Below are 23,114 nucleotides of genomic sequence, written 5' to 3'. Positions count from 1 at the left end.
TGAGGCTGTGCCCCATGCCCGTCGTCCGTGACCTGCGCGTCCTGCTGCGCTTGCGGAACTTCCGTCGTCTGCTCTCCGTACGCCTGCTCTCCCAGGGCGCCGACGGCGTCTACCAGGTCGCACTCGCCACGTACGTCGTCTTCTCCCCGGAGAAGCAGACCTCGGCCACCGCGATCGCCTCGGCGATGGCGGTACTGCTGCTCCCTTACTCCCTGGTCGGCCCGTTCGCGGGCGTCCTGCTGGACCGCTGGCGGCGCCGCCAGGTCCTCGTCCACGGCAATCTGCTGCGGGCCCTCCTCGCGGTGGTCACCGCCGTCCTGATGGTCAGCGACGTGCCGGACTGGCTGTTCTACGTCTCCGCGCTGTGCGTCACCGCCGTCAACCGCTTCGTCCTCGCCGGCCTGTCCGCGTCGCTGCCGCGTGTGGTGGACACCGAGCGGCTGGTGATGGCCAACTCCCTCTCGCCGACCGCCGGGACGCTCGCCGCCACCGCGGGCGGCGGTCTCGCCTTCGTCGTACGACTGGTGGTGTCGGACTCCGATGCCGCGGTGGTGCTGCTGGGCGCCGCGCTCTATCTGTGCTCGGCCCTCGTGTCGCTCACCATGGCACCCGACCTGCTCGGCCCCGACCGGGGATCGTTGCAACCGCATCTCGGCACGGCCCTCGCGGACACCGCACGCGATCTGCTGGCGGCCGTACGGCATCTCGCCGAGCCCCGGCGCCGGGAGGCGGCGTGGGCGCTGTCCGCGATGACGCTGATGCGCTTCTGCTACGGCGCGCTGCTGGTCCTGGTGCTGATGCTGTGCCGTTACTCCCTCGCCGCGACCCCCGACGACGGGCTCCGGCTGCTGGGGCTCGCGGTGGGGGTGTCCGGCGCCGGCTTCTTCGCCGCGGCCGTGCTGACCCCCGCGGTGGTGGGACGCATCGGACCGGGCCGCTGGATCGTCGTGTGCGCCGGGGCCGCCGCGATCCTGGAGCCCGCGCTCGGCCTGCCGTTCGCCACGGCACCCATGCTGGTGGCGGCGTTCACGCTGGGGCTGACCACCCAGGGCGCGAAGATCGCCACGGACACGATCGTCCAGTCGTCCGTGGACGACGGCTTCCGCGGCCGGATCTTTTCCGTGTACGACGTCCTGTTCAACATCGCTTTCGTGGGTGCCGCGGGGGTGGCTGCCCTGATGCTCCCGCCGGACGGCCGGTCGACCGTGCTGGTGGTCGTGGTGGCCGTTGTCTACGCGGCGGTTGCGGTGACTATGGGTCACTTTGAGCGCCGACGAGTGTCACATCAATGACACAGAGCCCCGCTGGATGAGGGCGATGTCAGTGGCAGCGGCTAACTTACGTGAGTCTTATTTCGCGCCATGCGCACCACCGTTCCAGGGGGACCCCTCGTGTCAACTCCACCGCCGCCCCAGGGCCAGGCTCCCAACCCGCCGCAGGGCCAGGCCCCTTACCCGCCCCAGGGCGGCCAGCCCCAGCAGGGTCAGCCTTACGCCCCGTTCCCCACGCAGGGCGCTCCCGTCCCCCCGCCGCAGCCCGCTCCGCCCAACCGGGTCGGCAAGAAGGCGATACGCATCATCGGCGCCATCGTCGTCGCCGTCGTCGTGATCGGTCTGAAGTTCGGCATCGGCTGGTTCCTGAACCGCGAGGACGCGGAGACCACCTCGGTGGGCGCCTGCATGCACAACGCGGGGTCGTACACCGACCCCAAGCTCAATGAGGTCGACTGCTCCTCCAGCGAGTCCCAGTACGAGGTCGTCGAGAAGTTCGACGGCTCCAGCGACGGGAACAAGTGCGAGGCCATCAAGGAGTCCACCATCTACTACGTGCAGTCGGGCGGCGGCCACGACGTCGTGCTGTGCCTGAAGGAGACCAAGTAGCACCGCAGGTGATCTGACGACCGAGGGGCGGTGTTTCACGTGAAACATCGCCCCTCGGTGGTTCCGGTCCGGGGTCGTGTTTCACGTGAAACATGACCCCGTTTCACGGCCTCAGCCCTGCTCGGCCCACCACTCCTTGAGCACCGCCACGGCCGCGTCGTACTCCATCGGCCCATGCTCCAGCCGAAGTTCCAGCAGATGCTTGTAGGCCTTGCCGACGACCGGGCCGGGTGGGACCCCGAGGATCTCCATGATCTGATTGCCGTCGAGGTCCGGCCGGATCGCGTCGAGCTGCTCCTGCTCCCGAAGCTGAGCGATCCGCTCCTCCAGACCGTCGTACGCCCGGGACAGCGCCACCGCCTTCCGCTTGTTCCGGGTGGTGCAGTCGGAACGGGTCAGCTTGTGCAGACGATCGAGAAGGGGCCCCGCGTCACGGACATAGCGGCGGACCGCCGAGTCCGTCCACTCCCCGGTGCCATAGCCATGGAAGCGCAGATGCAGTTCGACCAGCCGTGAGACGTCCTTCACCAGGTCGTTCGAGTACTTCAGCGCCGCCATCCGCTTCTTGGTCATCTTCGCCCCGACCACCTCGTGGTGATGGAACGAGACCCGGCCGTCCTTCTCGAACCGACGGGTCCGCGGCTTGCCGATGTCATGGAGCAGCGCGGCCAGCCGAAGCGTCAGATCCGGTCCGTCCTCCTCCAGAGCGATCGCCTGCTCCAGGACGATCAGCGAGTGGTCGTAGACGTCCTTGTGCCGGTGGTGCTCGTCGCGCTCCAGACGAAGAGCCGGCAGCTCGGGCAGCACATGGTCGGCCAGCCGGGTGTCGACGAGCAGCGTCAGGCCCTTGCGCGGGTACGCGGACAGGACCAGCTTGTTCAGCTCGTCCCGGACCCGCTCGGCCGAGACGATCTCGATCCGGGCGGCCATCTCCTTCATCGCCGTGACGACCTCGGGGGCCACCTCGAAGTCGAGCTGAGCGGCGAAGCGGGCAGCCCGCATCATCCGCAGCGGATCGTCGGAGAAGGACTCCTCGGGGGTACCCGGCGTACGCAGCATACGGGCCGCAAGATCATCAAGTCCGCCGTGCGGGTCGATGAACTCCTTCTCCGGCAGGGCCACGGCCATCGCGTTGACCGTGAAGTCGCGCCGGACGAGATCCTCCTCGATGGAGTCGCCGTAGGACACCTCCGGCTTGCGCGAGGTACGGTCGTACGCCTCCGACCGGTAGGTGGTCACCTCGATCTGGTAGCCGTCCTTCTGCACACCGACCGTGCCGAAGGCGATCCCGACCTCCCACACGGCATCCGCCCAGGGACGGACGATCTTGAGTACGTCCTCGGGGCGGGCGTCGGTGGTGAAGTCCAGATCGTTGCCGAGCCGGCCGAGCAGCGCGTCCCGCACCGAGCCGCCGACCAGGGCGAGTGAGAACCCGGCCTCCTGGAAACGGCGGGCGAGGTCGTCGGCGACGGGGGCCACCCGCAGCAGTTCGCTCACCGCGCGCTGCTGCACCTGGCTCAGGGCAGTGGGAGAGTCTTCATTGGCGTTCGGCACAACAGAAGAGGGTACGTGGCCCTGACCACCGGAAGCGCCCCCATTAAGCACGGGCGAACATCTCCGTCCGTAGCTGTGCAAGCACTGCCATAGCGGCGGACTCGCACTTTCCGCTCGATACTGAGCATGCGGGACGGACCGTCGCCGTCCTCGATCTTGTGAGGCGGACCGCGGCACTTCCCCTCAGCGGGCATCGTTACCATGCGTGGACGCACATTGCGGCGACCACTGACGACGACGAGGGACGGGCGAGCGCGTGGCCGAGGCGGCAGACTTCCAGGGGACGACTCCCTCACCTGCCCGCCGGTGGCTGCGGCGCACCGGGGCACTGCTCACCGGTGCGCCTCTGCTGGCGGGTGTGTTCCTGCTGCCCGCCGTGGCGCCCGCACAGGCCGCCTCCTCGGGCACCGTGTCCGTCTCCGTGGACACCCTCACCCCCAGCGCCCCCGCCGAGGGGGACACGCTGACCGTGTCGGGCACAGTGACCAACAAGGGCAAGCAAGCGGTCACCGACGCCCATGTGGGGCTCCGAGTGGGACCGCTGCTGACCACCCGCTCGGCCATCGACAGCACCGCCCGGCAGTCCGACGAGCCCCAGGGGATCTTCTCCGCCGAGGTGGGCGGCAAGTACGTGGAGACCTTCGCCAAGCTCTCGCCGGGGGTCGCCGAGCACTTCAGCATCTCCGTCCCGGTCGACGAGCTCGACCTCGGTCAGGACGGCGTCTACGAATTCGACGTCTCCCTGTCCGGCCAGACCTCGGCTCAGCCCTGGGAGCACATGCTGGGCGTCCGGCGGACCTTCCTGCCCTGGCAGCCGACGGAGGCCGGCACCCGCACGAAGACGACCTTCCTGTGGCCGCTGATCTCCACCGTCCGCATGACGGCCCAGACCGGTCCCGGTGAGCATCAGACGCCGGTCTTCCGCAACGACGACCTCGCCAAGGAGATCTCCCCCGGCGGCCGGCTGGCCCAGATGCTGGCGCTCGGCACGGGACTCGACGTCACCTGGGTGATCGATCCGGACCTGCTGGCCATGACGGACGCGATGACCCGCAACTACCAGATCCAGGGCGACGGCGACACCACGACGGCCGGCACCCACCAGACGGTGGCCAAACAGTTCCTCGCGGACCTGCAGAAGGCGGTGGCCGGCAAGCAGGTCGTCGCCCTGCCCTTCGCCGACCCCGACCTGGCCTCCCTCGCCCACAACGGCACCAGGGTCACGGGCTCGCTCAGCCACCTCAAGGACGCCACGGACGTCGCCGCCACCACGGTCCAGACAGTGCTCCACATCACACCGAGCACCGAGTTCGTCTGGCCGGTGGAAGGCGCCGTGGACCCGTCGATCATCAAAGTGGCCACCTCCGCGGGCGCCGACAAGGTGATCGCCCGAAGCGACAGCCTCCAGGAGACCGGCAGCCTGCCCTACACGCCCTCGGCGGCCCGTCCGATCGGCGGCGGCACGACGGCGGTCGTCGCCGACAGCCGGCTGTCCACGGCGTTCGAGGGCGACCTGACGAAGGCGGGCCCGACCACCCTCGCCGTGCAGAAGTTCCTCGCACAGAGCCTCGCGCTCAACACCCAGACCAACCAGCAGCGCAGCATCGTCGTCGCCCCGCAGCGCATGCCGACCGCGAGCCAGGTCCGGGCGATGGCCCAGGCGATCACGGCGCTGGAGGGCGGGAACTGGTCCCAGTCCCAGGTACTCACCGCCGCCGCCAAGGCCAAGCCCGACCCCGGCGCCACCACGAAGATCCCCTCCAGGTCCGCGTACCCCTCCTCGCTGCGCAAGCAGGAGCTGCCGCGGACGGTCTTCGAGCAGATCGCGCGGACACAGGACAAGCTCGACAACTTCCAGGTGGTCCTCAGCGACAGGTCCCGGGTGGTGACCCCCTTCGGGCGGGCCATAAACCGGGAGATGTCCACGTCCTGGCGGGGCCGGGGCAACGCGGCGGGCACCTTCCGGCAGGGCGTGGAGGGCTGGCTCAACCACCTGACCGACCAGGTCAAACTGATCGACAAGTCGGAGATGAAGCTCTCCGGCCGCAGTGCCACCATCCCGGTCACGGTCCAGAACAACCTGGTGCAGGGCGTCGACCATCTGGTCCTGCGGCTCACCTCGACCATGCCGACCCGCCTCAACGTCGGCGGCAAGGCCTACGCGGAACAGCCCGTGGACATCTCCGGCGGGCACAGCCAGTCCGTGAAGTTCACCACCTCGGCCAATGCCAACGGCCGGGTGACCGTGATCGCCCAGCTGTACACGGAGGACGGCCAGGAGTACGGCGCGCCCGTCAGCTTCGACGTGAAGGTCACCGAGGTCACCCCCACGGTGATGCTCGTCATCGGCGGCGGTGTGCTGCTCCTCGTCCTGGCCGGCTTCCGTATGTACACGCAGCGCAAGCGCGCGGCCGCCCGGCAGGCCGGGGAGGACGGGCCCGACACCGCGGGGGAGGGCGCCGAGGAGCCGGAGAACCCCGAGGACCCTTCGGAGCGTCTCCAGGAGGAGTCCGGGGCCCGTGCCGGGGCATCCGAGCCCGAGCAGCCGAGTGACCCGACGCCGGACACCGCACCGGAAAGCGTCGACCCGTCCGCGGCGGGTGAGAGAGTGGACCGTTGAGCGATGTCGTGGCCGCGTGGCCGGGGACGATGAGGTGGGGTAACCATGAACGCGCCGTACGACGGTGACCGCGGCCAGGGCTCGGGCGGCGGCTCGGGCCATCCCGGGCCGCCGCCCGAGCCCGGCCAGGTACCACCGCAGCACGCGGCGGACATGTACCTCCAGGACGCGTACGACCAGGACCCCTACCGCGCGCAGGACCTCGCCGCCCAGGACCCGGTCGGCGAGGCGCTCTACGACCGGGCCGCGCACCCCCCGCCGCCCCCGGTGACCCATCCGCAGCAGCCGCTGTACGGCCGGCCGGCCCAGTCCCCCTACGCCCCCGACCCACGTGTGTGGGCGCAGACCCCGGCGCCCGAGCCGGCCGGGCCGACCCAGCACCTGCCTTACGGCGACGATCCGCGTACGACCCAGTTCGTGGGCGTGGACGACCTCGTCACCCACTCCGGCGAGGAGCACCACGAGCCGGACGCCTTCGCCCATCTCTTCCGGGACCAGCAGCAGGGGGGCGGACAGCCGCCCCTGGGGTCCCCGACCGGACCCGGCCCGGGCGCCGGCGGGCAGGGCCCGGTGGGGCAGTATCCGGCGGCCCCGTACCAGGGCGCCCAGTCCTCCGCGGACCCCTACCAGGCGGGGCCGTACCCGCAGACGCAGTACCAGCAGGCGCCGTCCGCGGCCGGAGCGCCCGCACCGGCGGGTGCCGCTCCCGCCGCCCCCGCTCCCGACCCCGCCCCGGCGGCCGCGTCCGACGCCGCCCCCACCGCGAAGAAGGGTGGGCGAGCTTCCGGTCTGCTGAAGTCGAGTGCCCTGATGGCGGCGGGCACCATGGTCTCCCGCCTCACCGGATTCATCCGCTCCGCGCTGATCGTGTCGGCGCTGGGTGTCGGTCTGCTCGGTGACACCTTCCAGGTCGCCTATCAGCTACCGACGATGATCTACATCCTGACCGTCGGCGGTGGCCTCAACTCCGTCTTCGTGCCCCAGCTCGTGCGTGCCATGAAGGAGGACGAGGACGGCGGCGAGGCCTATGCCAACCGGCTGCTGACCCTGGTGATGGTGGCGCTCGGCGTGCTCACGGCGCTCGCCGTCGTCGCCGCTCCGTTCCTGATCCGTCTGCTGTCGGACTCGGTGGCGAGCGATCCGGCCGCCAACGAGGTCGGCGTCACCTTCGTCCGCTACTTCCTGCCCTCGATCTTCTTCATGGGCATCCACGTGGTGATGGGTCAGATCCTCAACGCCCGTGGAAAGTTCGGCGCGATGATGTGGACCCCGGTCCTGAACAACATCGTCATCATCGTGACGCTCGGCATGTTCATCTGGGTGTACGGCACCGCGGCGAACTCGGGGATGAAGGTCACCACCATCCCGCCGGAGGGCGAGCGGCTGCTCGGCATCGGTGTGCTGCTCGGTCTGGTCGTCCAGGCCCTGGCGATGATCCCGTATCTGCGCGAGACCGGATTCCGGCTGCGGCTGCGCTTCGACTGGCGGGGCCACGGCCTCGGCAAGGCCGCCACGCTCGCCAAGTGGACCATCCTGTTCGTCCTCGCCAACCAGGCGGGCGCGCTCGTCGTCTCCCAGCTGTCCACCGCGGCCGGCACGAACTCGCCCGTCGACGGCACCGGCTTCGCGGCCTACGCCAACGCCCAGCTGATCTGGGGCCTGCCGCAGGCCATCATCACCGTCTCGCTGATGGCGGCCCTGCTGCCGCGGCTCTCGCGCTCGGCCGCCGAGAGCGACGCGGGTGCCGTCCGCGACGACATCTCCCAGGGGCTGCGGACGACGGCCGTGGCGATCGTGCCCGTCGCGTTCGGCTTCCTGGCCCTCGGTATCCCGATGTGCACGCTGATCTTCGGTTCCTCGGGCACCAGCGAGGCCACCAACATGGGCTACATGCTGATGGCCTTCGGTCTCGGCCTGATCCCCTACTCGGTGCAGTACGTCGTCCTGCGCGCCTTCTACGCCTACGAGGACACCCGCACCCCCTTCTACAACACGGTCATCGTGGCCGCGGTCAACGCGGGCGCCTCGGCCGCCTGTTACTTCCTGCTGCCCGCCCGCTGGGCCGTGGCCGGCATGGCCGCCGCGTACGGCCTCGCGTACGCGATCGGCGTGGGGGTCGCCTGGAAGCGGCTGCGCAAGCGGCTCGGCGGCGACCTGGACGGGGCCCGGGTGCTGCGGACGTACGCGCGGCTGTGCATCGCCTCCGTACCGGCCGCGGCGCTCAGCGGTGCGGCCTGCTACGGCATCGGCCACTCCCTCGGCCAGGGCGTCATCGGCTCGTTCCTCGCGCTCGTGGCCGGCGGTGCCCTGCTGCTCGGGGTCTTCTTCGTCGCGGCCCGCCGCATGCGGATCGAGGAAATCAACTCCCTGGTGGGCATGGTGCGCGGGCGTCTGGGACGCTGAGGCGGGGGTACGCGCACAACCATCGTCCGCCCCTGTGTGTCGTGCATAGCGGCAGACTGTGGGCACAATTGGTTTCGGCGTCGGACAGCGTGCAACGGATGGGGAGGCAGGGAACGACGGTGGCGGAACGGAGCACGGCTGCCGTCGACGTGGCAGAGAACAGCGGTGACGAGCCGCTGACCGCCAAGGCGGACCAGTCCACGGCCGACGGGGTGGCCCAGAACCCGGAGCGGGACACGGACAACGACGAGGCACAGGGGAGCGACGGGGCCGCGGGCCCCGAGAAGAATGCCTCGCCTCCCGAGTTGCACAGCGGTCACAAGCTGGCCAGACGCTATCGCCTCGAAGAGTGCGTCACCCGTCTGGACGGCTTCAGCAGTTGGCGTGCGGTGGATGAGAAGCTCCGCCGGGCCGTCGGCGTGCATGTCCTGCCGGCGGACCACGCACGGGCCCGCAATGTGCTGGCCGCCGCGCGTTCCTCCGCGCTGCTCGGCGATCCCCGCTTCGTCCAGGTCCTGGACGCCGTCGAGGAGAACGACCTCGTCTATGTCGTGCACGAGTGGCTGCCGGACGCCACCGAACTGACCACGCTGCTGTCCGCCGGGCCGCTGGAGCCGCACGACGTCTACCAGATGGCCAGCCAGATCTCCTCCGCCATGGCGGCAGCCCACCGCGAGGGCCTCGCCCATCTGCGCCTCAATCCGAACGCCGTGCTGCGCGCCTCCACCGGCCAGTGGCGCATCCGGGGCCTCGCCGTGAACGCCGCGCTGCGCGGCATCAGCTCCGACACCCCGCAGCGCACGGACACCGAGTCGATCGGCGCCCTGCTGTACGCCGCGCTCACCCAGCGCTGGCCGTACGAGAACGACGCCTACGGTCTGTCCGGGCTGCCCAAGCACATCGGTCCGATCGCCCCGGACCAGGTACGAGCGGGCGTCCACCGCGGCCTGTCCGAGCTGGCCATGCGCGCGCTCGTCAACAACGGCGCCACCGCGTCCCGGCACGAGGCGCCGTGCACCACGCCGGAGGAGCTGGTGAAGGCGATCGGCGAGATGCCCCGCATCCGCCCGCCGGAGCCGGCCTTCACCGCGCCGCCCGCCTACCAGCGCACGACGTACCAGCAGGGCACCTACGGCCGCCCCGCGCCGCATCCCGGCGTCGCCCAGCCCCTCCAGGCCCCGCCGCCCCCGCTGCAGAGCCGTACGGGCAAGGCCCTGAAGTGGGCTGTCTCCGCGCTTCTGATCGCCGCCCTGGGGCTGGGCAGCTGGCAGCTCGCGGACGCCCTGATGGACCAGGGCAACCAGTCCGACACCAGCAACAACCAGCCGACGGACGAGGGCGACAAGAGCAAGGAGAACGCCAAGCCCGCCACGCCGCTCAAGATCAAGGGCGCCCAGGAGTTCGTCGCCAAGGGGGATGCCCAGCACTCTGGAGACGTCGACAAGACGTACGACGGCGACACCTCGACGACCTGGCGGACCAAGACCTTCACCAAGGGCCCGCCCATCGCCCCGTACAAGCCGGGCGTGGGCATCGTCTACGACCTCGGCTCGGTGAAGGAACTCTCCACGGCATCCCTCGGGCTTCGCTACTCTGGCGATCACACCACCGTCGAGCTGTACGCGTCCGACTCACTGACGCCGTCGTCGCTCGGCGCCATGGACAAGATCGGCAGCGTCAGGACGGATGGCACCAACGCCACGGTGAAGCTCAGCAAGCCGGTGAAGACCCAGTACGTCCTCGTGTGGCTCACCGCGGTGCCCTACTCGGGCGAGGACCCGACCGAGTACAGCGGCGCCGGATACAAGCAGGCCATCACCGAGGTGAAGTTCACGGACTGACGTTCACCGGAGGCGGAGGGGGTCAGATGGCGGACGGCACCGGATTCGACGGGGTGAGCGATCAGGATCTGCTCGCCCGGCACGTCAAAGGTCATCCCGATGCCTTCGGTGAGCTGGTCCGCCGCCATCGGGACCGGCTCTGGGCGGTCGCCCTGCGGACGCTGGGGGACCGCGAGGAGGCCGCTGACGCCGTCCAGGACGCCCTGGTCTCCGCCTATCGGGCCGCCCACACCTTCCGCGGCCACTCGGCCGTCACGACCTGGCTGCACCGGATCACCGTGAACGCCTGCCTGGACCGCGCCCGCAAGGTGGCCTCCAGGAGGACCGCACCGGTCGACGACACCGAGCGGCTGGAGCAGCTGCTGGAGCCGCATGAATCGGCCTCGGCGCCCGCCGAGCGCAACGATCTGCACCGGCAGCTCCTGGAGGCCCTGGCAACGCTGCCGCACGACCAGCGTGCCGCCCTCGTCCTGGTGGACATGCAGGGCTACCCGGTCGCCGAGGCCGCTCGCATCCTCGATGTGCCCACCGGGACCGTGAAGAGCCGCTGCGCTCGTGGCAGAGCCAGACTCCTTCCCCTGGTCGCCCATCTACGGGCGGAAGAGGCCGGGGACAACAGAGAGCCGGATCCGGCACGGAACCGGTCGGAGGGGACATCCGTCCCACCGGCAGCGGGTCCTGGGGACAGCGGCCCACAGCAATCGGGGTCCAGTGATTCAGCCGCAGTGAAGGGTGGAGGTGGGCGAGCGTGACTTCCTTGACGGATACGACCGGGCACCCGGACGTCGCCGAGATCTCCGACTTCACCGAAGGTCTGCTCCCGCCGTCCCGCACCACGGATGTACGGCGGCACCTCGACTCCTGCGACCTGTGCGCGGACGTCCATCGCTCGCTGGAGGAGATCCGCGGGCTGCTGGGCACTGTGCCGGGCCCGCCACGGATGCCCGCCGATGTGGCCGGCCGGATCGACGCCGCCCTCGCCGCGGAGGCACTGCTCGACGCCAGGGCGACCCACGATCCCCTGGCCGCCCCGGACTCGGTCAGCGGCTCCCCCGAGAGCTCCGACGGGAACGCCGGGACGCATGTTTCACGTGAAACATCGGCTCCGCCGGACCGGCCCGCCGGGCGTCCCCAGGGCGCGACCGGTCCGGGACGCAAGGATCGCCGGCGCGGACGCCGCAGGACCGTCGTCATGGGCGCCGTCCTCACGGCTGCCGTCCTGGGCGCCGGATCGTTGCTGCTCCAGAACCTCGGCGCCGACAAGACCGCTACGACCGGCCAGGGGCAGACCGCCGCAGCCGGTACCTTCTCCGAGAAGAGCCTTCAGAGCCAGGTGACCGACCTCCTCACCACGCAGCAGGGCTCTCCGTACGGCTCCGACACCCGGAGGCCACGGCTGGGCGTCGGAGTGGAGTCCGGCACCCCGGGTGCCGGTGAGAGTGCGGACACCCTGCTCCAGACCTCGGCCCCGGTCCCGGCCTGCATCCGGGACGGCATCAACAGCAATGCCGACATCCTCGGCGCCAAGCAGGGGACGTACGACGGGAAGGCTGCCTATCTCGTCGTGCTGCCCGATGCCGGCGACACCACACGGGTCACCGCGTATGTCGTCGACGCGGCCTGTGTCGGCCGGGAGCCGGTGTCGCCGGGCACCGTCCTGTGGAAGCAGTCCTTCACCCGTTCGTGAGCGCCCGCGGTTCGTCTTCCTGATCGGCTGCGGTTCCCCTCGGTCCACAGCGGCAACGCTCCTGCCCGCATCCCCGTGTGCCCGGACACAACGGGAATGCGGGCCCCGTAGGATCCGTTGGGTGGGGTGAGAGTTCTGACAGGGGCTCCCACCGGTCGAATTGACGTAGACCAGAGACGAGGAATGAAGCCGTGAGCGACGTCCGTAACGTGATCATCATCGGCTCCGGGCCCGCCGGTTACACGGCGGCGCTTTACACCGCACGCGCGTCGCTGAAGCCCCTGGTGTTCGAGGGCGCCGTCACCGCCGGTGGTGCGCTGATGAACACCACCGACGTGGAGAACTTCCCGGGTTTCCGCGACGGGATCATGGGCCCCGAGCTGATGGACAACATGCGGGCCCAGGCGGAGCGCTTCGGCGCCGAGCTGGTGCCGGACGATGTCGTCTCCGTCGACCTCACGGGTGAGATCAAGACCGTCACGGACACCGCGGGCACCGTGCACCGGGCCAAGGCCGTCATCGTCACCACCGGCTCCCAGCACCGCAAGCTGGGCCTGCCGAACGAGGACACCCTCTCCGGCCGTGGTGTCTCCTGGTGCGCCACCTGTGACGGGTTCTTCTTCAAGGACCAGGACATCGCCGTGATCGGCGGCGGCGACACCGCGATGGAGGAAGCCACCTTCCTCTCCCGGTTCGCCAAGTCGGTGACGATCGTCCACCGCCGGGACACCCTGCGCGCCTCCAAGGCGATGCAGGAGCGTGCCTTCGCCGACCCGAAGATCAAGTTCGTCTGGGACAGCGAGGTCGCCGAGATCCAGGGCGACCCGAAGCTCTCCGGTCTGAAGCTGCGCAACCTCAAGACGGGTGAGCTCTCCGACCTCCCGGTGACGGGTCTGTTCATCGCGATCGGGCACGACCCGCGCACCGAGCTGTTCAAGGGCCAGCTCGACCTGGACGGGGAGGGCTATCTGAAGGTCGACGCCCCCTCCACCCGGACCAACCTGACCGGTGTCTTCGGCGCCGGCGACGTGGTCGACCACACGTACCGGCAGGCGATCACCGCGGCCGGCACCGGCTGCTCCGCCGCTCTCGACGCCGAGCGTTTCCTCGCCGCCCTCGCGGACGAGGAGAAGGCCGCCGAGCCCGAGAAGACCTCCGTCTGACCCCCTTCCGCCCCACCGCACGATCAAGTTAAGGAGCCCGCCGTGGCCGGCACCCTGAAGAATGTGACCGACTCCTCCTTCGACGAGGATGTCCTCAAGAGCGACAAGCCCGTCCTGGTGGACTTCTGGGCCGCCTGGTGCGGTCCGTGCCGCCAGATCGCCCCGTCCCTTGAGGCCATTGCCGCCGAGTACGGCGACAAGATCGAGGTCGTCAAGCTCAACATCGACGAGAACCCGGCTACGGCCGCCAAGTACGGCGTCATGTCGATCCCGACCCTGAACGTCTACCAGGGCGGCGAGGTCGCCAAGACCATCGTCGGCGCCAAGCCGAAGGCCGCGATCGTCCGCGACCTCGAGGACTTCATCGCCGAGTAGTCGGCTGCGCCGTCGAACCGACGCGGCATGTTTCACGTGAAACACGAATGGGCCAGCCCGGAAGGGCTGGCCCATTCGCTTGAGAGCGACGGGATCAGCGACAGGATCAGCGACGGCATTTCCTAGAGCGGCCGAAGCGCTGGTTCCTTCTGTACGGCCCCCAGGAGCCGGTCGATGGCCATCTCCACGTCTTCCTTCCACGACAGCGTCGTACGGAGCTCCAGACGCATCCGCGGGTACGTCGGGTGAGGCCGTACCGTCTTGAAGCCCACCGCCAGCAGATGATCAGCGGGCAGGACGCAGGCGGGTTCCTTCCAGCGGGCGTCCCCGAAGGCCTCGATCGCCTTGAACCCTCGGCGCAGCAGATCCTTGGCGACCGTCTGCACCATCACCCGGCCCAGTCCCTGCCCCTGATAGCCGGGCATGATGAACGCGGTCATCAACTGCACCGCGTCGGGGGAGACGGGGCTCGTCGGAAACGCCGTGGAGCGGGGGACATAGGCCGGGGGCGCGTAGACCACAAAGCCGACCGGAACCTCGTCGACATAGACCACCCGGCCGCACGATCCCCAGTCCAGGAGGACCGCGGAGATCCAGCCCTCCTTCTCCGCCATGGCCGTGCCCGCCTTTACCGCGGCCTCACCACTGACCGGGTCGAGTTCCCAGAAGACACACGAGCGGCAGCGCTTGGGAAGATCCTGAAGGTTGTCCAGCGTGAGCGGTACGAGCCGACGCCCCATGAAGGCTGTTCCTCGCTTCCTTCGCCCGCGGCATCGCGAGCGGCTGTCAAAGCGCTCCGTTCCCTGAGCAGACCGCCGACGAAGCCGCCGAGTACACCCAGTCCCAGGCCCGCGCTCACCAGTCCGGTACGGCTCACCGTTCTCATGGCCTCCGCCTCCCATCGAGAGGTGCTGCTGCCAGGTGGCTGCGCCATACCCGAACGCATCGTATCCACGATGCGATTGCATCGATACCGGCAGAAAGCAAAGAGCGGACCGTGTTCCGGTACACACCGGACACGATCCGCTCCGTCGTCCGACAGGGCAAGGCGTCGCCCGACGGGGCAAGGCCGCCCGTGCCGTCAGTCCTCCGAGACCTCGGAGTCCCCGTCCTGGAGACCCTGCTGGAAGACCGGCCCCTCACCCGGAGCGAGCGTGCCCAGGATCCGCTCAAGGTCGTCCATGGAGGCGAACTCGACGGTGATCTTGCCCTTCTTCTGACCGAGGTCGACCTTCACTCGTGTCTCGAAACGGTCCGAGAGACGGGTGGCAAGCTCGTTCAGCGCCGGGGAGACCCTGGCTCCGGCCCGGGGTCCCTTGGACCGCTGGGCGGTCTGGGGACGCGAGCCCATCAGGGTCACGATCTCCTCGACGGCGCGCACCGAGAGCCCCTCGGCCACGATCCGATGGGCCAGCCGGTCCTGCTCCTCGGAGTCCTCCACCGACAGCAGCGCCCGGGCGTGTCCGGCGGAGAGCACACCGGCGGCGACCCGTCGCTGGACGGCCGGGGACAGCTTCAGCAGACGCAGGGTGTTGGAGACCTGGGGTCGGGAACGCCCGATGCGGTCCGCCAGTTGGTCGTGCGTGCAGTTGAAGTCCTTGAGCAACTGGTCGTAGGCGGCGGCCTCTTCCAGCGGATTCAGCTGGGCGCGGTGCAGGTTCTCCAGCAGGGCGTCCAGGAGGAGCTTCTCGTCGTCCGTCGCCCGCACGATCGCGGGGATCGCCTCAAGGCCGGCCTCACGGCAGGCGCGCCAACGCCGCTCACCCATGATGAGTTCGTAGCGGGCGGGGCCCAGCTGCCGTACGACGACGGGCTGGAGAAGGCCGACCTCCTGGATGGAGGTGACGAGCTCCTGCAGCGCGTCCTCGTCGAAGACCTCACGCGGCTGGCGCGGGTTCGGGGTGATGGAGTCGAGAGGGATCTCGGCGAAGTGCGCACCCATCGGCGGTGCCGGCGTCTCCATGACGCCGAAGACCGACGGCTCCTCGGTCTCATGTGAAACAGGCGGCAGCGTGGTCACCTTCGCCGCGGCCACCCCCCGGTCCGGCGGCAGCACCGGGATCGCAGCGGGAGACGAGGCTGCCGCTCCCCCCACCGCGGCCGAGGCCGGGTTCTTCTCGGTCGGGGCGGCAGGGATCAATGCGCCCAGCCCGCGGCCCAGCCCCCTCCGTCGCTCGCTCACTGGATCCCCTCCACCATGTTCGAGTTGTTCTGCGGCCCGAGGTGGGCCTGCGTCGGATCGTAGGTGACACCGACGCCCTTCAGCGCGATCTCTCGTGCCGCCTCAAGATAGGAGAGGGCACCGCTCGATCCGGGATCGTAGGTCAGCACCGTCTGCCCATAGCTCGGCGCCTCGGAGATACGGACCGAGCGGGGAATGCTCGTCCGCAGCACCTCGTCACCGAAGTGGCTGCGCACCTCTTCCGCGACCTGGGAGGCAAGACGCGTCCGGCCGTCGTACATGGTGAGCAGGATGGTCGACACATGCAGCGTGGGGTTGAGGTGACCCCGCACCAGGTCGACGTTGCGCAGCAGTTGCCCCAGACCCTCCAGCGCGTAGTACTCGCACTGGATGGGGATGAGGACCTCGGCCCCGGCCACCAAGGCATTGACGGTCAACAGGCCGAGGGACGGCGGGCAGTCGATGAGGATGTAGTCCAGCGGCTGCTCGTACGCCTGGATGGCCCGCTCGAGCCGGCTCTCCCGTGCCACCAGCGACACCAGCTCGATCTCCGCACCGGCGAGGTCGATCGTGGCGGGGGCGCAGAAGAGGCCCTCGACATCGGGGACCGGCTGGACCACCTCCGCCAGCGGCTTGCTCTCGACCAACACATCGTAGATGGAAGGAACTTCGGCGTGATGGTCGATGCCCAGTGCGGTGGAGGCATTGCCCTGTGGGTCGAGGTCGACCACCAGGACACGGGCGCCGTGCAGAGCGAGTGAAGCGGCAAGGTTCACCGTCGTCGTCGTCTTGCCGACGCCGCCCTTCTGGTTGGCGACCACGATGACTCGGGTCTGCTCGGGCCGTGGCAGCCCTTCGCCGGCACGACCCAGAGCCTCCACCGCCAGTTGGGCAGCACGACCGATGGGAGTGTCGTCCATCGGAGGCGGTGTTTCACGTGAAACATCCACCCCCATCGACTCGGTACGGGGACCGGGGACCGGATCGGTCATCGGTCCCGCGATGTTGGCGTCGGACCGCAAGGATTCACTCTCCTCGACTTCAGGCTCGCGATGAACAGAGCCTCCCATGCCTTCGGGGTCGTGAACCAGTGAGGCCTGGTGTTCTGTGGAGAAATCCACCTCTGTGGACAACTCCGTGCCCCCAGAAGGGGACGGAACGTCATCTGAAGGGGGCCTTCCTCCGAGAGACCCGAGAGGCTTCCGGTCGCGAGGTTCGGCCGCGGCCCGGCCGCGGCTGATGATGCCGTGCAGAAGTGAGCGACGTTTCACGTGAAACACGATGCACAGCGGCTGCGACCGTTATCTTCGCGACACTCCGGGTTACGTAGGTTTGGAGGCTTGTGTGGAGTACGTGTCGTCGTCAGGACGGATGAGCGCCGCTCATCCGTTCCCATATCCTCAACGACGTCTGCGTGTCCGTCCGGTACGGGCCGCCTTCGCTCGCTTGGCCGCGAAGCGCACACCGCCGGGACTCTCCCCGACCTCGACCCGTACAACGGTCGACAGCGGGTCCACGACGCCCTCACCCACCCGCAGGATGGAGGTCGACACCGCCCCCAGCTTGCTCAGCGCGGCACCCGCGGCCTTCAGCTCCTCCTCGGCCGTGTCACCCTTCAGCGCGAGCATCTCGCCGTACGGACGCAGCAGGGGGATCCCCCATGCGGCGAGCCGGTCCAGCGGGGCCACGGCCCGGGCCGTCACCACATGGACCGGCGGCAGCTTTCCCATGACCTCCTCGGCGCGGCCACGGACGACGGTGACATGGTCCAGCCCCAGCAGCTCGACGACCTCGGAGAGGAAGTTCGTACGCCGGAGCAACGGCTCCAGCAGGGTGATCTTCAGATCCTCCCGGACGAGCGCGAGGGGAATGCCCGGCAGGCCGGCACCCGAGCCCACGTCGCACACCGTGACCCCTTCGGGAACGACCTCGGAGAGCACCGCACAGTTGAGCAGATGTCGCTCCCACAGCCGGGGCACTTCCCGCGGACCGATCAGACCACGCTGCACGCCGGCCTCGGCCAGCAGCTCCGCGTAGCGGACCGCATCGGCGAAGCGATCGCCAAACACTTCCCGCGCCTGTTCGGGCACAGGGGGGAGATCCGCTGCCTCCGTCACGGGGACCGTCCTTCCGTACAGCGCCGGCGCTGTACGCCGACCACAGAAACCAGGCTGACAAAGTTCGGCCCCGCCTGGGCGACAGACGGGGCCGGTGGAACGTGGGGGCCGATCAGGCGGGCAGCACGACGACGAACCGCTGTGGTTCCTCGCCCTCGGACTCGCTGCGCAGCCCCGCGGACTTGACCGCGTCGTGCACGACCTTGCGCTCGAACGGGGTCATCGGCTTGAGCTTGACGGGCTCGCCGGTGTTCTTGACGTCGGCGGCGGCCTTGGCGCCCAGCTCGGAGAGCTCGGCGCGCTTCTTGGCGCGGTAGCCGGCGATGTCCAGCATCAGCCGGCTGCGGTCCCCGGTCTCCCGGTGCACGGCCAGGCGGGTCAGCTCCTGCAGGGCTTCCAGCACCTCGCCGTCACGGCCGACCAGCTTCTGCAGATCGCGGCCGGCCGTGTCGCTGATGATCGACACGGAGGCGCGGTCCGCCTCGACGTCCATGTCGATGTCGCCGTCGAGGTCGGCGATGTCGAGCAGACCCTCAAGATAGTCCGCCGCGATCTCACCCTCCTGCTCCAGGCGGGTCAGGGTGTCTGCACCCTCGGCAGCGGCGGAGGTGGTGCCTTCCGTCACGGGATGGACTCCTTCTTACTTCTTGGACGGGGACTTGGGCCGCTGTGGACCTTTGCGCTGACCGGACTGGGCCTTGCTGCGGGTACCGCCGCCCTGCTTCGGGGCCTGCCTGGCTGCGGGCGTGGCGTCCTGCGGCTCTTCCGGCTTGTCCAGCGACGTGGTCGGCCCGGCGTCATCGGCCTGCTTGGGTCCGCCGGACTGGCGCTGGGCCTTGCTCTGGCGCTTGGGCTGCTGGCGCTTGGGAGCGGTGGTGATCACGCCGCCCTCGGCCTCGGTCGCGGCCTGGCTCTCGCCCTGGCTGACGGAACCGTCGGTCTGGGCGGCGAGGCCCGCCTTGCTCAGGCCGTTGATGAACTTGCGCTCGTGCTCGTTGCGGTCGCGGCCCTTGGCGACGATCGCCTTGACGATGGCCTTCTCGCTGCGCCGGCGGACCTTGCCGTGGTGCGTGACGTGCTTGGTCAGACGCTCCAGGTAGGCGGCCTGGGCCTTGGAACCCGGGGTCGGGTTGTTGCGGATGACGTACATCTGCTGGCCCATGGTCCACACGTTGGTGGTCAGCCAGTAGACGAGGACACCGACCGGGAAGTTGATGCCGAAGACGGCGAACATGACCGGGAAGATGTACATCAGCATCTTCTGCTGCTGCATGAACGGCGTCTTCACCGTGGTGTCGACGTTCTTCGTCATCAGCTGGCGCTGCGTGTAGAACTGCGACGCCGACATCAGGACGATCATGATCGCGGTGACGACGCGGACATCGGTCAGCGAGGCGCCGAGCGCGGCGACCTTGTCCGAGCCGTCGGTGAACTTCGCCGCCAGCGGGGCGCCGACGATGTGCGCCTTCTGGGCGCTGGCGAGCAGCTGGTCGTTGATGACGCCGATGGTCTTGCCCGACGCGATGCCGTTGAGCACGTGGTACAGGGCGAAGAAGAACGGGGACTGCGCCAGGATGGGAAGACACGAGGAGAGCGGGTTGGTGCCCGACTCCTTGTACAGCTTCATCATCTCTTCGGACTGGCGCTGCTTGTCGTTCTTGTAGCGCTCCTGGATCTTCTTCATCTCGGGCTGGAGCGTCTGCATGGCCCGGGTGGCCTTGATCTGCTTCACGAAGAGCGGGATCAGGCAGATGCGGATCAGGATCACCAGAGACACGATGGACAGGCCCCAGGCCCATCCGGTGTCAGGGCCGAAGATGGCTCCGTACACCGTGTGGAACTGGACAATGACCCAGGAGACGGGTGTCGTGATGAAGCTGAAAAGACTGGCAATCGTGTCCACTAATCATGCTCCTTGGGCATGGGACGAGGTCTCTGCGGCCGGGCTCGAGGGAAGCTCGGAAGGGAGCTTCGGCTCGGTGGCCGGTTCGGCGGCGGAGGGCCCGCCCTTGCGTGCGCGCCAGGCGCTGCGCAGCATTTCGTGCCACCGCGGGCGCTTGCGCGGCGGAACATGGTCCACACCGCCGAGCGACCACGGATTGCACCGGAGGATGCGCCAGGCGGTCAGTGCCGTGCCCTTGATCGCACCGTGCCGGTCGATGGCCGTGTAGCCGTAGTGAGAACACGACGGGTAGTACTTGCACACCGGCCCGAGCAGCGGACTGATCGTCCACTGGTACAGCTTGATCAGAGCCAGTAGCGGGTACTTCATCGCGCGCCCCCTCCCAGCAGCCGCCCCACGGCGGCATCCAGGTCTCGGGCCAGCTGTGCATGGTCTGCGTCACCCGATCCGGGCAGCGCTCGTACGACTACCAGGCTACCGGGGGGGAACAGGGCGACTCGATCACGCATCAGATGACGAAGTCTGCGCTTCACTTTGTTGCGTACGACGGCGCCGCCCACGGCTTTGCTGACGACGAAACCCGCACGCGTCGGGGGAGCGCTGTCCCCAGGCGCGTGCGGGTCCGTGGCACCGCTACGAAAGTGGACGACGAGGAGCGGGCGTCCGGCCCGACGACCCCGTCGTACCGCGGTCGCGAAGTCCTCGCGCCGCCTCAGCCGGTTCTCGGTAGGCAGCACGACGTCATGACCTGATCGGGATCAGGCGGACAGACGGGCGCGACCCTTGCTACGGCGGGACGCGAGAATCGCGCGGCCGGCACGGGTGCGCATACGCAGCCGGAAGCCGTGGGTCTTCGCGCGACGACGGTTGTTCGGCTGGAAGGTGCGCTTGCTCACTCGGGGGCTCCAGAAAATCAGTAGTGGCGGGGTGCCGTCCTGGCTGTCACCGTGCGCCCACGAGTAGCTCGCAGTGACGCCCGAGTGCACCGCTTACCGATCACCTGACGTGACCTGTGCCCATCGGAGGCAGGCGGCAGCAGCCATCGACAACTCGACCTGGTTACGGTACGCGCGGCTAGGCCATCCGGTCAAACCAAGGGTCACGGAGAGACACTATCCACAGCCTGGGGACAACAACTTGAACCGTACCCGCCGCGCTGACTACCGTGACTGGACTCCGATTCGTTCCCTTGTCCCCCGCACCACCCGATTTAGATCCCGACCCGTCCCGCAAACCACACGTTCGTGGGACCTGTGAGAGAGCGTGCCCTGTGGCTGATGTACCTGCCGATCTTGCCGCAGTGTGGCCACGCGTACTGGAGCAGCTCCTCGGAGAAGGCCGTGGTCAGGGTGTGGAGGCGAAGGACGAGCACTGGATCAGGCGGTGCCAGCCGCTCGCCCTGGTCGCGGACACCGCGCTGCTCGCCGTGCCGAACGAATTCGCGAAGGGCGTACTGGAGGGCCGGCTGGCGCCGATCGTCAGCGAGACCCTGAGCCGGGAGTGCGGCCGGCCGATCCGCATCGCGATCACCGTCGACGAGTCCGCGGGCGAGCCTCCGGCGCCGCCCGCGCCCCGGCACGCGGCCCCGGCCGACGAGACCGTGCCGACGGTGCCGAAGTCCCGCTACGAGGAGCCCGAGCTGTCGCCGGCCCCGTACGAGGGGTACGGCCGGCACCGCGCCGAGCAGTTGCCGGGCACCGAGACCTCCCCCCAGGCGAGCCAGGTGCCCGCCCCCCGCCCCGCCTATCCGTCCGAGTACCAGCGGCCCGAGCCCGGCGCCTGGCCGCGGCCCGGCCAGGACGAGTACGGCTGGCAGCAGCCGCGGCTCGGCTTCCCGGAGCGCGACCCCTACGCGTCGCCGTCGCAGGACTCCTACGGTTCGCCGGCGCGCGACGCCTATGCGTCACCGGACCCCTACGCCTCCCGGCAGGACACGTACGGCGCCGCGCAGGACTACCGCCCGCAGGGCAGGGAGCGCTCGTCGTACGAGCAGCAGCGCTCCGCGTACGAAGGCGGACGTCCCGACTACGACCAGCGGGACCCGACCCGGCGCGAGCTGCCCGAGCCGCCGGCCGGCTCCGGCCATGGGCACCGCGGCGGTCCGATGGGGCCGAACCGGCCGGCCACGGGTGCCCCCGGCCCGCTGGCCGCGCAGCCCGCGCCGGCGACCGGTCCGGGCGAGCCGACGGCACGGCTGAATCCGAAGTACCTCTTCGACACGTTCGTCATCGGCGCGTCCAACCGCTTCGCGCACGCCGCCGCGGTCGCCGTCGCCGAGGCACCGGCGAAGGCCTACAACCCCCTCTTCATCTACGGGGAGTCGGGGCTCGGCAAGACGCATCTGCTGCACGCGATCGGGCACTACGCGCGCAGCCTCTACCCGGGCACGCGCGTGCGGTACGTGAGCTCGGAGGAGTTCACCAACGAGTTCATCAACTCCATCCGCGACGGCAAGGGCGACAGCTTCCGCAAGCGCTACCGCGAGATGGACATCCTTCTTGTCGACGACATCCAGTTCCTCGCGGACAAGGAGTCGACGCAGGAGGAGTTCTTCCACACCTTCAACACGCTCCACAACGCGAACAAGCAGATCGTGCTCTCCAGCGACCGGCCGCCCAAGCAGCTGGTCACCCTGGAGGACCGGCTGCGCAACCGCTTCGAGTGGGGGCTGATCACCGACGTCCAGCCGCCCGAGCTGGAGACCCGCATCGCGATCCTGCGCAAGAAGGCGGTGCAGGAGCAGCTGAACGCCCCGCCCGAGGTGCTGGAGTTCATCGCCTCCCGGATCTCACGCAACATCCGTGAGCTGGAGGGCGCGCTGATCCGGGTGACGGCGTTCGCCTCGCTCAACCGGCAGCCGGTGGACCTGGGCCTGACGGAGATCGTCCTCAAGGATCTGATCCCCGGCGGCGAGGACACCGCGCCGGAGATCACCGCGCCGGCCATCATGGCGGCGACCGCCGACTACTTCGGTCTCACGGTCGAGGACCTGTGCGGCACCTCGCGCGGCCGTGCCCTGGTCACCGCCCGCCAGATCGCCATGTATCTGTGCCGGGAGCTGACCGATCTGTCGCTGCCGAAGATCGGCGCGCAGTTCGGCGGGCGCGACCACACGACGGTGATGCACGCCGACCGCAAGATCCGCGCGCTGATGGCGGAGCGCCGCTCCATCTACAACCAGGTCACCGAGCTGACCAACCGCATCAAGAACGGCTGACGCCGGCCGCCGCGCGGCACGAGGCGCTCCCGGGAGAGATCCCAGGGGCGCCTTTCTGTGCTTCCGGCACCCCGGTTTCTGTGCTTCCGGCACCCCGGCCGTGGCGCGGCCGGGGTGCCGTCGGACGCCGATCGCGTCCCTGCACAGCCCCGGCCGGGCACCGCGCGGAGGC

General features: G+C 69.3%; 20 protein-coding genes. 10 read left to right on the top strand and 10 right to left on the bottom strand.

Translation table 11 applies throughout. From position 1 onward, the window contains the following. The first annotated feature begins 14 nt into the window (after nt 1–14). Entirely contained in the window at nt 15–1,292 is a 1,278-nt protein-coding gene (locus CTZ28_RS12985) for an MFS transporter (RefSeq protein ID WP_121889492.1), read from the top strand. Nucleotides 1,293–1,391: 99 nt separating this feature from the next. After that, complete coding sequence (locus tag CTZ28_RS12980; RefSeq protein WP_183154373.1) at nt 1,392–1,880, top strand: LppU/SCO3897 family protein; 489 nt, start codon at nt 1,392–1,394, stop codon at nt 1,878–1,880. 111 nt (nt 1,881–1,991) lie between these two features. Here the strand turns inward: CTZ28_RS12980 and CTZ28_RS12975 are convergent, their stop codons facing one another. Next, nucleotides 1,992–3,434, bottom strand: a complete 1,443-nt coding sequence (locus CTZ28_RS12975) for a CCA tRNA nucleotidyltransferase (RefSeq protein ID WP_121889490.1) — start codon at nt 3,432–3,434, stop codon at nt 1,992–1,994. A gap of 256 nt (nt 3,435–3,690) precedes the next feature. On the opposite strand from CTZ28_RS12975, the gene CTZ28_RS12970 reads away from it, so the two are divergent. The 7 genes from CTZ28_RS12970 (at nt 3,691) to trxA (ending at nt 13,523) form a co-directional block, all read left to right on the top strand. Continuing rightward, nucleotides 3,691–6,054 (top strand): DUF6049 family protein, encoded by a 2,364-nt coding sequence (locus CTZ28_RS12970; RefSeq protein WP_121889489.1) that lies wholly within the window; start codon nt 3,691–3,693, stop codon nt 6,052–6,054. Nucleotides 6,055–6,099: 45 nt separating this feature from the next. After that, a complete protein-coding gene (gene murJ, locus CTZ28_RS12965) occupies nt 6,100–8,457 on the top strand; it encodes a murein biosynthesis integral membrane protein MurJ (protein WP_121889488.1) in 2,358 nt (785 codons plus the stop codon). Nucleotides 8,458–8,576: 119 nt separating this feature from the next. Beyond that, nucleotides 8,577–10,298, top strand: a complete 1,722-nt coding sequence (locus CTZ28_RS12960; RefSeq protein WP_121889487.1) for a protein kinase family protein — start codon at nt 8,577–8,579, stop codon at nt 10,296–10,298. 26 nt (nt 10,299–10,324) lie between these two features. Beyond that, a complete protein-coding gene (gene sigM, locus CTZ28_RS12955) occupies nt 10,325–11,050 on the top strand; it encodes an RNA polymerase sigma factor SigM (RefSeq protein ID WP_121889486.1) in 726 nt (241 codons plus the stop codon). Continuing rightward, nucleotides 11,047–11,985: an anti-sigma factor gene (locus tag CTZ28_RS12950; protein ID WP_121889485.1), complete on the top strand. Its 939-nt coding sequence runs from the start codon at nt 11,047–11,049 to the stop codon at nt 11,983–11,985. Before sigM ends, CTZ28_RS12950 begins: the two co-directional genes overlap by 4 nt. Nucleotides 11,986–12,176: 191 nt before the next feature. Beyond that, entirely contained in the window at nt 12,177–13,148 is a 972-nt protein-coding gene (gene trxB / locus CTZ28_RS12945; RefSeq protein WP_121889484.1) for a thioredoxin-disulfide reductase, read from the top strand. Nucleotides 13,149–13,190: 42 nt separating this feature from the next. Further along, nucleotides 13,191–13,523: a thioredoxin gene (gene trxA, locus CTZ28_RS12940; RefSeq protein ID WP_121889483.1), complete on the top strand. Its 333-nt coding sequence runs from the start codon at nt 13,191–13,193 to the stop codon at nt 13,521–13,523. Between the two features lie 122 nt (nt 13,524–13,645). Here the strand turns inward: trxA and CTZ28_RS12935 are convergent, their stop codons facing one another. From CTZ28_RS12935 to rpmH, 9 genes are all read right to left on the bottom strand, one after another. Then, nucleotides 13,646–14,263, bottom strand: coding sequence for a GNAT family N-acetyltransferase (locus CTZ28_RS12935; protein WP_121889482.1), 618 nt, complete (start codon nt 14,261–14,263; stop codon nt 13,646–13,648). Nucleotides 14,264–14,604: 341 nt separating this feature from the next. After that, nucleotides 14,605–15,705, bottom strand: coding sequence for a ParB/RepB/Spo0J family partition protein (locus CTZ28_RS12930; protein WP_121889481.1), 1,101 nt, complete (start codon nt 15,703–15,705; stop codon nt 14,605–14,607). Next, on the bottom strand, nt 15,702–16,775 hold the full coding sequence (locus CTZ28_RS12925; RefSeq protein WP_121889480.1) for a ParA family protein: 1,074 nt from the start codon (nt 16,773–16,775) through the stop codon (nt 15,702–15,704). Before CTZ28_RS12925 ends, CTZ28_RS12930 begins: the two co-directional genes overlap by 4 nt. Before the next feature lie 330 nt (nt 16,776–17,105). Continuing rightward, nucleotides 17,106–17,822: a 16S rRNA (guanine(527)-N(7))-methyltransferase RsmG gene (gene rsmG, locus CTZ28_RS12920; protein ID WP_121889479.1), complete on the bottom strand. Its 717-nt coding sequence runs from the start codon at nt 17,820–17,822 to the stop codon at nt 17,106–17,108. Nucleotides 17,823–17,934: 112 nt separating this feature from the next. Next, nucleotides 17,935–18,447 carry a Jag family protein gene (locus tag CTZ28_RS12915; RefSeq protein ID WP_121889478.1) on the bottom strand — a complete coding sequence of 171 codons (513 nt, stop codon included), beginning with the start codon at nt 18,445–18,447 and terminating at the stop codon, nt 17,935–17,937. Between the two features lie 15 nt (nt 18,448–18,462). Next, complete coding sequence (gene yidC, locus CTZ28_RS12910; RefSeq protein ID WP_121889477.1) at nt 18,463–19,725, bottom strand: membrane protein insertase YidC; 1,263 nt, start codon at nt 19,723–19,725, stop codon at nt 18,463–18,465. 3 nt (nt 19,726–19,728) lie between these two features. Continuing rightward, nucleotides 19,729–20,094, bottom strand: a complete 366-nt coding sequence (gene yidD, locus CTZ28_RS12905; RefSeq protein ID WP_121889476.1) for a membrane protein insertion efficiency factor YidD — start codon at nt 20,092–20,094, stop codon at nt 19,729–19,731. Further along, nucleotides 20,091–20,462: a ribonuclease P protein component gene (gene rnpA, locus CTZ28_RS12900; RefSeq protein WP_121889475.1), complete on the bottom strand. Its 372-nt coding sequence runs from the start codon at nt 20,460–20,462 to the stop codon at nt 20,091–20,093. Before rnpA ends, yidD begins: the two co-directional genes overlap by 4 nt. Before the next feature lie 21 nt (nt 20,463–20,483). Beyond that, a complete protein-coding gene (gene rpmH, locus CTZ28_RS12895; protein ID WP_003956500.1) occupies nt 20,484–20,621 on the bottom strand; it encodes a 50S ribosomal protein L34 in 138 nt (45 codons plus the stop codon). Between the two features lie 374 nt (nt 20,622–20,995). Here rpmH and dnaA point away from each other — a divergent pair, with 374 nt between their 5' ends. Beyond that, a complete protein-coding gene (gene dnaA, locus CTZ28_RS12890; RefSeq protein WP_121889474.1) occupies nt 20,996–22,942 on the top strand; it encodes a chromosomal replication initiator protein DnaA in 1,947 nt (648 codons plus the stop codon). The last annotated feature ends 172 nt before the right edge of the window (nt 22,943–23,114 follow it).

Origin of the sequence: Streptomyces shenzhenensis (assembly GCF_003688995.1) — a bacterium.
Taxonomy (GTDB): Bacteria; Actinomycetota; Actinomycetes; order Streptomycetales; family Streptomycetaceae; genus Streptomyces; species Streptomyces shenzhenensis_A.
The sequence above is the reverse complement of the archived record's forward strand: the minus strand, read 5'-3'. Positions and strand labels throughout refer to the sequence as shown.